At 48.6% G+C, this 3,522-nt stretch carries 5 protein-coding genes; all 5 read right to left on the bottom strand.

The features are described from left to right. Nucleotides 1-183: hypothetical protein (locus V7Z75_RS14145; RefSeq protein ID WP_334109289.1), on the bottom strand; the 183-nt coding region annotated here is incomplete at its 3' end. 317 nt (nucleotides 184-500) lie between these two features. Further along, nucleotides 501-1,157 (bottom strand): hypothetical protein, encoded by a 657-nt coding sequence (locus tag V7Z75_RS14140; RefSeq protein ID WP_334109288.1) that lies wholly within the window; start codon nucleotides 1,155-1,157, stop codon nucleotides 501-503. Between the two features lie 2 nt (nucleotides 1,158-1,159). After that, nucleotides 1,160-1,603 (bottom strand): recombination protein NinB, encoded by a 444-nt coding sequence (locus V7Z75_RS14135; RefSeq protein ID WP_334109287.1) that lies wholly within the window; start codon nucleotides 1,601-1,603, stop codon nucleotides 1,160-1,162. Continuing rightward, complete coding sequence (locus tag V7Z75_RS14130) at nucleotides 1,600-3,288, bottom strand: DUF4942 domain-containing protein (protein ID WP_334109286.1); 1,689 nt, start codon at nucleotides 3,286-3,288, stop codon at nucleotides 1,600-1,602. Before V7Z75_RS14130 ends, V7Z75_RS14135 begins: the two co-directional genes overlap by 4 nt. Next, the coding region (locus V7Z75_RS14125; protein ID WP_334109284.1) for a hypothetical protein at nucleotides 3,285-3,522 on the bottom strand (238 nt) is incomplete at its 5' end. The genes V7Z75_RS14125 and V7Z75_RS14130, both read right to left, overlap by 4 nt.

Raw genomic sequence — 3,522 nt, 5'->3', positions numbered from 1 at the left:
AGCAGCATCACTAGCAGCATCACTAGCAGCATCACTAGCAGCATCACTAGCAGCATCACTAGCAGCAGCCCAAGCAGCATCACTAGAAGCAGCCCTGGCGGCGTCTAATTCCTCATCGGTAGCGTTGCCATCTGCATGCTTTTCAGCCACATCCAAAGCATGAATGCTTCTTTCATCTTTCATAAGATGCTGAACTTTCCTTATGGTATCTTAGCTGTTTTAATGTAACCTCGAATTTCATTTTGTTTTCTCCTATACAATGTTCGAACATAATACAGTGAAGCATTTTAATGTCAATACATTATCTTAAATATTCCCTGAACATTACCCCAAGCCCGGCACCATACGCCGTCACTTGCTCAAGGTAGATAGCAAAGCCCTTCCTACTTAGTTTTGTCGTGCTTCCGACCAAGGCGCGATCACCAGCGCCGAATGCGTGAGTTACCAGCATTGGAGGTTTACTTTATTGAGATCTCTGCTGCGCGAGGATTTGTTAATCATTATTCTCTACCCACAGGAAGGCTAACTTCTATTCCATAAGATTTATATCCAGCAATGTAATCACCTCCACGCCTTCTAATTCTTGCTTCCAGGGCCTTTAAACTAATTTTTAGTTTAGTCGCCAATTCAAAATTTGTTATTAGTTCTCCGTTATAAATTAGTTTAACTGTTTTTTTCTTATTTAACGCCTGCTCTCTTCTTGTTGCCCATCTGCAATTTGATGGCTCATAATTTCCAGACGTATCTAATCTGTCAATAGATCGTCCAATTGGACGCTCTCCCATATCGCTTAAAAAGTTTTCAAAATTATGCCATCGTTCGCATACGGTTATTCCCATTTCCCCGTATGTCTTATAGCTTTCATGGTGCCCCCAAACACATCTAGTCATCATAGATGCCCATGAATTGTAAGTTCTTGTTCTGTTTTTTCCAGCCATTCCATGCGTTGTTAACCGTTTAGCCGTTTGTTCTTTTGCATAACATCCACATGAAACTGCTGATTTTGTTAACAATGTCTGACCATAGACAATTACATTGTTTCCACAATCGCATTTGCACATAAATTTTGAATGTTTAGTATCATCTGGCACAAAATACAAGACACTTAATCTATTTATTTTTTGTCCAGAGAAGTCTCTTTTTACAGTTTTAGGCATACTTACCCCTCGTCAAAGTAAGGCAACATTATACCATTTTCCAAACAGTACGCTATGCAATATTCAATTAAGCTTGAAGCTCTACTTTTGTCCATTTTGGAAGTTGATTCTCTTATGTTTACAAATTCACCTTCTATTCCAGGTATAACTTCTGACCATGATTTTGTTGCTACTGAATGGCCTGAAACAAAAATAACTTTCCATTCATAATCCTCTCTAGCTTTTCCAGCAAATTTATGTCCACTTTTAGCTACATGGTTACAAATTGCATGGAACTTTGCATTCTGGTCTAGGGATCTCTTCTTAACCTGCTCACGGACTAATACTTCCAATGGCCGAAACGGATCAAGAGGGGCGTTCTTGATGATGAGGATAGCTGCCTCGCGGTTCATTTCATTACCAAGGAATGCTTGTCGAGTTTGGTATTTTTCTCTGGTAGTTTTCATGCTGCGAATCTCCCCTTCCTGGCGACCAGAATGACAACGTCCACTGACGTGCCGCTAAACTCGTTCTCAAACACCTTCGACCACTCATGTGACCAGCCAGGCAACAAGGTCTTGCCCTTTGCCGACGATGGCAGGATGGCGACGAGGCGCCCATCATCGCGCAGCATCGAGGCGGCATGCTCCAGGTGCAGTTTCCAGCGTCCCTCGCTGAATGGCGGGTTCATGATGATGCGGCCATATGCAAGGCCATCAATCTTGAGGAAGTCAGCCTGTTGCACCTTGTGGCCCTTGGCCTCCAGCACCTTGCAATGCAGCGCGCTGATCTCTATGCACAGTGTTCGATCCTTGGGCATCAGGTCAGCCAGGCCGCCCTGCCCCGCACTTGGCTCAAGGCATTCATCCTCGTCGCCGATCTGCGCCAGCTCGATAGCTTTGGCAGCCACGTTGGCAGGTGTCGGGTAATACTGGTGCGCCTTCTGGTCTGGCAAGCAGCCTGTGCAAACAATATCGGCGATCACCTCACGCGGATCATAGTCGAACTGATACCAACCCTTTTCCTGTTTGACGCCGCCAAGGAATTCCATGACGCGCTCAGCCTCGTCCTTGGCAGCGGTGCTGGCCTTATCCCAAGCCATTGTGAAGCGCTCAAAATCCAGCGAGTTTTTGTAGTATTCCTTGCGCTTGGGGTTTAGGAAGTCACCAGTCTCGACGAACTTGTACGCCTGCTTCATGCTCGCCAGCAGCTCTACCACCGCGAACGGTAGCGGGCGGCTCATCATCGCAAATTCCTTCGGCTTTTTCTTGGGCTTGGTGCGGAACTCTGGCGGTATAGCCATCGGGTGCAGGTGCGCCAGGATGCTGTTGAGCCGCCATGCCATATCTGGATGCACCTCAAGGTGGGCAGTGCCGCACTTGTAGGCGCGCAGGCGAAGCGAACCGCCGTCCAGGATAACCCACTCGCCACGGCGCTCCTTCCGCGCATGCGCGACCACGCGAGAGGTAGAATTCCAGCTAGGCGGCTCATCGCGCCCCATGAATTTTGCGATGACGCAGCGCAGATCATTGATATAGCCGACGCGATCATGCTGTGAGCCGCCCCAACTATTCACTAGATGCGCTATGATCATCCGCTTTCCGAATGCAGCAGGCGAGTTTGTGACATGCTCGCCAGACAGTGCGCGGAAAATACCATCGACACGTTCTGCGAGGAACTGAGTACGCTTGTTGAGCAAGTCAATGAGCGTTGCGCGGACAGTCTCTTCCTCGAAGTCTGGCAGCGGCGGCGTTTCCCATTCCTTGCTGTCTCGGTGCTTTTTCACACCAGCCGGGTTGCGTATCTGCTCGTTCCACTGGTTGCGACGGTCTTGCGGCATCGCATCGTACACGTCGGTCAAATCCAGCGCCTCGCTCCAGTATTTGGCGTTTAGCGCATGCACTGCACCTTCCTCTTGGAATAGTTGACCTACCGACATCGACATTGACATGCGCCCACGTTCCTCAGTGGCATTGCCGCTCAGAAAATAGTGCATGACGCCTTGGCAGGCTTGGCTCTTAGAGAACTCCACAACCTCGGCAATGCGCTGGCGGTCGAAGTTGTAGCGCGCCACCATGCCATCAATCATGTCGGTAGAGGCTGGCGAAAAAAATTCTGTATTTTGAAATAATGTCTCTACTACGTTATTCACGGCTTCCACCCTCCATCTAGCCTCGCTGGCTCTTCAATGCTGTTCTGTGGATTGCTGCGCTTGGCCTTGTATGGCCTGATCGAAACCATCCATGTGCCATTGCTGCAATCCAGTTGATCTATCTTCTGGTGCAGGTATTGGCGGTTGGTGGCGGTAAGGTGGAAGTCGGGATTCATCGCTTCACCTTCATAAAAGTGATCCAGTGCGTATCCATACGCTTTCCGGACTTGTGCC

The sequence above is a fragment of the Methylobacillus sp. genome, from assembly GCF_036844465.1.
In the GTDB taxonomy this organism is placed as follows: Bacteria; Pseudomonadota; Gammaproteobacteria; order Burkholderiales; family Methylophilaceae; genus Methylobacillus.
This window is presented reverse-complemented; position numbering and strand designations above follow the sequence as displayed.